Origin of the sequence: Sphingomonas sp. CD22, assembly GCF_034556155.1 — a bacterium.
Taxonomy (GTDB): domain Bacteria; phylum Pseudomonadota; class Alphaproteobacteria; order Sphingomonadales; family Sphingomonadaceae; genus Sphingomonas.
Map to the genome: position 1 here is coordinate 127,326 of NZ_JAYDYX010000009.1, position 6,000 is coordinate 133,325.

Below are 6,000 nucleotides of genomic sequence, written 5' to 3' on the forward strand. Positions count from 1 at the left end.
GTCGAGGCATATGGCGTGCGGTTCCGCACGACGGGGTGACCGACAAGCTCGACCGACGCGCTCAGCCGTGGCCTGCCGAACCTTCGACGTGGTCGGCGATCTCGATCAGATGCGCCGCCAACGAACGGCAGTGTGCCGGTGACAGGAGCAGCGGAACGTCGCCGACGATCTCGACCATGCCGTCGCCGTCCGCTCTCGCCAATTTGAAGACCAGACCGATGCCGACATCGAATTCGAGGACATTCCATCCCTGGACCAATCGTGCCTGTGTGGTCTTGAACTCGGATGTCATTCTGTTCTCTTTGCTGCGTTTTTCGGCGTAACCGGGACATTCGGGGCGAGCGCCGATAGTCGGTCGCGATCCGGTGTCGTTTCATTCGGGGCGCGGCGGATCTGGTCCGCTGTCATGATGATCGACAGGGCCGGATCATGGGTAGCCATTGCGCCGGATGCGATCGGCTTCTTCGGCGCGGTCGCGCGCATGATCCCAGATCTCCGGACCTGGCGCGTCCATCGGTGTTTGCTGAGCATCCGACGGGCGGGCCATCGTGGGATCTGCCGCGTGGCCCTTGTCCGGTTCGTTACGCAGCCAATCACGTGCGGCGCGCAGCGAAGACTTGAGGCGGTTCATGCCGCTGGCCACGATCGTTGTTTCCCCTTCGGAGTTCGGATTGCAGCCGGGGCAAGCAACTACGATGCGCTGGTCGCATGCAGGTCTTTCGAAAGTGCCGGCTGATCGCGGTACGCATTGCATGATCGATCCAATGCGCACTTTGCCGGATCGACTCCATTTGAATGAGTCCGCTGGTACTGGCGTCTTGTGACGGTATTCTGACGATCTGACTGAAAAGCTTATTATATTTTCGGCGGCTCGGCTTGATCGGGATGCCGGTCCATCGAACCCGGCATGCCGTCTATGGCCCCTGAACCATCGTCGCCAAGCCTTGGCGGCGAACGGCCCCCTGACGGGTTATGAAGACCCGGTACGGCCGGGTGCATCCCGCCCATCGAGATTTAATCGCAGCCGATAGCGCTAACGTTCCCAAGAGCATCGGCGTCGATGGTGGGCGAAACGCGGTTTTGCGCCCGTCCGCCGCCCGACCGGCGTCGCCCGCCCCCCTCTATAATTGATGCGGCCGAAGGAGGTTTCGGCGTCGCATGAGGTATTCGAATGAACGTTACGTCCCGTTTGCTGGTCGGTGTGGCTGCGATCACGTTGATTTCGCAGGGTGCTTCGGCGCAAACCACCGTGCCGGTATCCGATGCCCCGGCATCCGCCACGCCGGCATCGGCTGACGAGGCTCCGCCGCCCGACAAGGACATCATCGTCACCGGAACGGCGCGGCCACGGCGCCGGCTGACCACCAGCATCTCGATCAGCGCGGTCGATGCCACCGACCTCGCCCGGCTCGCGCCGCTCGGCAGCGCCGATCTGCTGCGCAACATTCCCGGTCTGCGATCGGAATCGTCGGGCGGCGAGACCAACGCCAATATCGCGGTGCGCGGCCTGCCCTCCGCCAGCGGCGGGGCCAAGTTCGTCCAGTTCCAGGAAGACGGCCTGCCGGTGCTCGATTTCGGCGACATCGCCTTCGCCACCGCCGACACCTTCCTGCGCCCCGATTACAACATCCAGCGCGTCGAGGTGCTGCGCGGCGGATCGGCGTCGACCTTCACCAGCAACGCGCCGGGCGCGGTGATCAACTTTATCAGCAAGACCGGCGACGTCGCCGGCGGGTCGATCGGCTTCAGCCGCGGCATCGACTTCGACCGCACCCGGCTCGATGCCGATTACGGCGCACCGATCGGCCACGACTGGACCTTCCACGTCGGCGGCTTCTACCGCATCGGCAAGGGCCTCCGGAACACAGGCTATACCGCCGAGCGCGGCGGCCAGTTCAAGGCGAACGTCACGCGCAAGTTCGACAACGGCTTCATCCGGCTGAGCGTCAAGGTCCTCGACGATCGGTCGCCGCTCTATGGCCCGACGCCGGTCCGCATCACCGGCACCGCGGCGGACCCCGTCTACGAGGCATTCTCCAATTTCGACCTGCGCTCCGGCACCACGCTGTCGCCCTATTTCCGCAGCGACGTCGCCATCGGGCACGACGGCAACCGGATCGCGTCCGACATCGCCGACGGCTATCGCATCAAGACCCGCGGCGGTGGCGCGCAGGTCTCGTTCGATCTGGGCGACGGCTTCAACCTCAGCGACCTGTTTAACGTCGCCAGCAATTCGGGCAGCGTCATAACCTCCTTCCCGGCGGATGTGGCGCCGCTGGCGACGTTGGCGAGCCGGATCGGCGGAGCCGGCGCGACGGTGGCCTATGCCAGCGGGCCGAACGCCGGTCGGGCGATCGCCGACCCGGCCCGGCTCAACGGCAACGGCCTGGGCCTCTACGCGCTGACCTTCGGCGTGACGCTCAACGATTTCACCAATGCGACCAACATCCTGTCGCTGACCCGCGATTATCATCTCGGCGCGTTCAAGGGCAGCATCGCGCTCGGCTATTTCAAGTCGTTCCAGAAGCTCAGCATGGACTGGCATTGGAACAGCTATCTCGAGGAGGCGAAGGGCCGGCGCGCCGCCCTGCTCGACGTCTACGACAGCGCCGGCCAGCCGGTGACGCAGAACGGGCTGATCGCCTATGGCGAACCGATATTCGGCAATTGCTGCCAGCGCTTCTACGACGTCGACTATAATATCGACGCCCCCTATTTCGGCGCCAATTTCCAGATCGGCGGGCTCAACGTCGGTGGCAGCATCCGCTACAACATCTCGTCGGCCAGCGGCTTCTACGCCGGTCCCAGCCGCCTTGGCATGATCGACGTCAACCAGGACGGGCGCTTCCAGACGCCCGAACGGGGCGTTCCCGTCGTCGACCTCAACGCGGCGCAGCCGGTCGATTACCGCAAGTCCTACCTCACGTATTCGGTCGGGGTGAATTACGAGATCGTCCACGATGTCGCGGTGTTCGGGCGGGTGAGCCGCGGCGCGCGCTTCAACGCCGACCATCTGCTGTTCGGGGGTGGCGTCCGCGAGGACGGCAGCATCGCCGACGAGGTCGCGGTCAATTTCGTCGATCAGCAGGATCTCGGCATCAAGCTGCGCTCCGGCCCGCTGTTCGCCAACGTCACCGCGTTCCGCGCGCTCACCGCGGAGACCAACGAGATCGCCGTCCCGGTGCAGATGCTCGTGAAGAACCATTACCGGTCCTACGGCGTCGAATTCGAAGGCGGGTTCGATCGCGGCATCTTCCACCTGCTCGGCGGGGCGACCTATACCCATGCCCGCATCTCCGAGAGCGAGGTCGATTCGACGCTCGACGGGCATATCCCCTATCGCCAGGCGGCGATCGTCTTCCAGGCGACGCCGTCGATCGATACCGGCCGCTTCGTCGTCGGCCTGAACGTCACCGGCACGACGTCATCCTATGCGGGTGACTCCAATACGCTGAAGATGCCGGGTTACGTCCTGACCAATGGCTTTGCGTCGTTCGACGTGACGCCGACGATCCGGCTGGGGCTGAACGCCCAAAACCTGTTCGACGTGACCGCGGTCACCGAGATCGGCCGGCCACGCGATTACATTCCGGCGGATGGCATCGCCAGCGCGCGGACCTTCGCCGGACGCAACGTCACGGCGTCGGCGGTGCTGCGCTTCTGATAACGCGGGGACGGGGGCGGGCGGGTGATCCCCCCGCCCCTGACCGATCAGCTCAGCGCGAAATACAGGCCGGCTGCGACCGCCCAGCCTGCGGCGGCCGCGACCGTCGCGATCGCCAGCTTGGTGCGGCCCGAATAGGGTTCGACATGGGGTTCGGGGACGTGGTCGAGCAGCGACGGGCCCGTCGCGGTCGGGAAGGCGATCGGCGCGACCGGACCGGCGGTGAGCGCGCGGGTCAGCATCTCCTGCGTGATCGGCGTGACGAACTCGCAGCCGTAGACGTCGCCGTCCTGGCGCGTCACGCGCGCCTGATGCACGCCGATGCCGGCGAAGCCGATCGACGCCTCGCTGCCGAGCGCCATCGCCGGGCCGCCCGACAGGCGAAAGCCGGTCAGCGACAGATCGTCGATCATCACGTCGTGGGGACGCGTCACCTGGTCGCGCAGCGTCGCGTTGAGCCCGGCCGGAAACCGTTCCGAGCTGCGGTCGTCACTGATGATCTGAGCAGTTATCGCCATATCGCACCCTAATCTTCTGGATATAGCTCTAAGCCAAAAAAGGTAAAGACAGTGTGAACGATGTTCACCGGCCGTACCAGCTTATTCGCACCCGTCGCGTCGACAGTGATGAACAGAGGAGTCTTGCCGATAACACTCATCGCCGATCCCGCGCTGCGGGACTCCGCGGCCATTGTAACCGCGCCGCCATAGCACGCACGTCCTGTCGATCTGTTCTTGGTCAACAGGCGTTAACTATACTGGGCGGCGGATTGTAGGCGGTTGCTGGGGCCGTCTGCTGCATTCCTCTCCTGTCGGCCGCGATGCGGCGCGCGCATTTTATGGCGCTCATGACCCATATCAAACCAGCGGCGCGCCGAAAGCAATGGCTCAATGCGGGTGACAGACGATGAAGGAACCGCTAATCAATGCACTAAGCGGCTGCGGCGCGGCTTGCGGTTCGGGATCACGTCGGTCCCGGTCCGTCGATGTCATCATCGGAGCAGATAGTATTGGCGTTCGTTGCGGCCGTGCGCCCCGTCCCCGGGACACTCCTTTCTCCTGCGGCCGCTTGCCCTGCGGCCTTTGCTGTCGGCGCCCCCGCTCTTGTGGGGCGGTCGTGACGTGGCGCTAGGATCGGCGGGCGTCCCCGCCCCGGCCGCCGCCACCCGGACCAATGCCGTCGCGGCGACCGCCTCGCATCGCACCGCGCTCGCCTCGATCCTCGCGGTCGGCGGGCGCTTGCTGTCGCGGCTGATCGATCTCGTCGCGCTGATCGTGCTGGCGCGGCTGCTCCAGCCCGCCGACTTCGGCCTGATCAGCATCGCGATGAGCCTGATCTTCATCGTCGAGGCGGTGATGGAGCTGCCGGTGTCGCAGGTGCTGCTCGTCGAGCGCGACATCACCCGGACGATGATGGACACCGCCTTCACGCTCAGCGTGCTGCGCGGCGTCGTCCTGGCAATCCTGATCGGCGCGGCGGCCTGGCCGTTCGCGACGGTCTATGGCGACGCGCGATTGCTGCCGCTGATCGCCGCGCTGGCGCTGGCGCCGGCGTTCCGCGGCATCAGCAACCCGCGGCTGGCGCTGTACAACCGCGATCTCGACTTCCGCCGGACCGTCGCCACCGAATTGCTCGGCAAGCTGGTGTCGCTGTGCGTGTCGATCGGCGTCGCGGTGGCGACGGGCAGCTATTGGGCGCTGGCGCTCGGCACCATCCTGTCGCCGGTGACGGCATCGCTGATGTCGTTCGTCCTCGCGCCTTATCGTCCCGCTTTCTCGCTCCAGGACTGGCGGTTGTTCCGCAACTTCCTGAGCTGGCTGAGCGGCGCGCAATTGTTCTCCGCCTTCGCCTGGCAGATGGACCGGCTGGTGCTCGGCCGGCTCGCGCCGACCGCGACGGTCGGCCGCTTCACCATGGCGGACAGTCTGGCATCGATCCCCGGCCAGGTGCTGCTGACGCCGATCCTCGGGCCGCTGTCGGCGGGGCTGGTCGCGGTGCGCGACGATCCCGAGCGGCTGCGCCAGGCCTATCTCAAGACCTTCGCGGCGGTGGCGCTGCTCGGCTTTCCGATCCTCGCCGGCACCGCGCTGCTCGCCCATCCCGTCGTCAGCCTCGCGCTCGGCGCGAAATGGGACATGGTCGCGCCGATCCTGCAATGGCTGGCGCTCGCCGGCATCCCCGGCCTGTTGTGGACGCCGCTCAACGCGCTGGCGCTGGCGCTGCGCCGCTCGACGCTGATCTTCAACCGCCAGCTCACCGACTTCCTGGTCAAGGTGCCGTTGGTCATCGCCGGCGCCTGGTTCTTCCTGATCCCGGGGATCGCGGCCGCGCGCGCG

At 66.0% G+C, this 6,000-nt stretch carries 6 protein-coding genes; 2 read left to right on the forward strand and 4 right to left on the reverse strand.

What is annotated here, in order from left to right; translation table 11 throughout:
- Positions 1-61: 61 nt before the first annotated feature.
- From SFC76_RS16925 to SFC76_RS16935, 3 genes are read right to left on the reverse strand one after another with little or no spacing between them, the layout of a single operon-like run.
- Positions 62-292, reverse strand: a complete 231-nt coding sequence (locus SFC76_RS16925; RefSeq protein ID WP_322850580.1) for a hypothetical protein — start codon at positions 290-292, stop codon at positions 62-64.
- Positions 289-441 carry a hypothetical protein gene (locus SFC76_RS16930; protein WP_322850581.1) on the reverse strand — a complete coding sequence of 51 codons (153 nt, stop codon included), beginning with the start codon at positions 439-441 and terminating at the stop codon, positions 289-291. The genes SFC76_RS16925 and SFC76_RS16930 overlap by 4 nt, the downstream gene beginning before the upstream one ends.
- Entirely contained in the window at positions 428-631 is a 204-nt protein-coding gene (locus SFC76_RS16935; RefSeq protein WP_322850582.1) for a hypothetical protein, read from the reverse strand. Before SFC76_RS16935 ends, SFC76_RS16930 begins: the two co-directional genes overlap by 14 nt.
- Before the next feature lie 540 nt (positions 632-1,171).
- Here SFC76_RS16935 and SFC76_RS16940 point away from each other — a divergent pair.
- Positions 1,172-3,664 (forward strand): TonB-dependent receptor domain-containing protein, encoded by a 2,493-nt coding sequence (locus tag SFC76_RS16940; RefSeq protein ID WP_322850583.1) that lies wholly within the window; start codon positions 1,172-1,174, stop codon positions 3,662-3,664.
- A gap of 47 nt (positions 3,665-3,711) precedes the next feature.
- Here SFC76_RS16940 and SFC76_RS16945 read toward each other — a convergent pair whose 3' ends face one another.
- Positions 3,712-4,182, reverse strand: a complete 471-nt coding sequence (locus SFC76_RS16945; RefSeq protein ID WP_322850584.1) for a PilZ domain-containing protein — start codon at positions 4,180-4,182, stop codon at positions 3,712-3,714.
- Positions 4,183-4,785: 603 nt separating this feature from the next.
- Here SFC76_RS16945 and SFC76_RS16950 point away from each other — a divergent pair.
- On the forward strand, positions 4,786-6,000 hold a 1,215-nt coding region (locus SFC76_RS16950; RefSeq protein ID WP_322850585.1), incomplete at its 3' end, for an oligosaccharide flippase family protein.

Coding starts and splice junctions, on each gene's coding strand:
- SFC76_RS16945 (WP_322850584.1), bottom strand. CDS start 4,182: ATGGCGATAACTGCTCAGATCATCAGTGACGACCGCAGCTCGGAACGG.
- SFC76_RS16940 (WP_322850583.1), top strand. CDS start 1,172: ATGAACGTTACGTCCCGTTTGCTGGTCGGTGTGGCTGCGATCACGTTG.
- SFC76_RS16935 (WP_322850582.1), bottom strand. CDS start 631: ATGAACCGCCTCAAGTCTTCGCTGCGCGCCGCACGTGATTGGCTGCGT.
- SFC76_RS16925 (WP_322850580.1), bottom strand. CDS start 292: ATGACATCCGAGTTCAAGACCACACAGGCACGATTGGTCCAGGGATGG.
- SFC76_RS16930 (WP_322850581.1), bottom strand. CDS start 441: ATGGCTACCCATGATCCGGCCCTGTCGATCATCATGACAGCGGACCAG.